1 pseudogene is annotated in these 522 nt (G+C 56.9%); it reads right to left on the bottom strand.

Annotation, left to right across the window (positions count from 1 at the left end):
* Positions 1-522, bottom strand: a pseudogene (locus tag HMPREF2952_RS11480) (RHS repeat protein); the annotation flags it as partial.

The following is a 522-nucleotide window of genomic DNA, read 5'->3' as shown; positions in this document are numbered from 1 at the left end:
TGCGTCGGTAACGACGGTATGGTCTTTGCGGTAGGCGAACGTCCATTCTTCACCGAGGTTGTTGCTGCTTTTAAGCACTTTGCCGTCGGCGTCGTAACGGTCGTATTCGTAGCGGGACACCAGTCCGTCGGGTTGGCTATGTTCGACCATGATGTGGTTTCGGTAGGCGAAACCGCGCAGTTTTTTGCCGTCTCGTCCGTAAACGGCGGTCAAATTGCCGCAGCCGTCGTAGTCGTAGCGCACCAATTCCTTGCCGTTGAAGGTGACGGAAGTAAGGCGGTTGACGTAGAAACGTTCGTCTTCGGAAACGAATACGTCCCGTTCTCCGGCCGGGTCGAAGTCGGGATCGTTGTCGTGCAGACGGATGGAGGAGAATACGGGCTGAAAGTGTCGGCCACTGCCGTCGTAAATGCTGTGCGGCAGTCCGTTGTCGTTGTAGCAGAGGCGGATATGGCGGCCGTTGCGGTCGAGTTGTGCGACCAGTTGGAAAATGCCGCAGCCGGAATCGACTTCGGCAAACAG

The sequence above is a fragment of the Neisseria sp. HMSC068C12 genome (assembly GCF_001814095.1).
In the GTDB taxonomy this organism is placed as follows: Bacteria; Pseudomonadota; Gammaproteobacteria; order Burkholderiales; family Neisseriaceae; genus Neisseria; species Neisseria perflava.
This window is presented reverse-complemented; position numbering and strand designations above follow the sequence as displayed.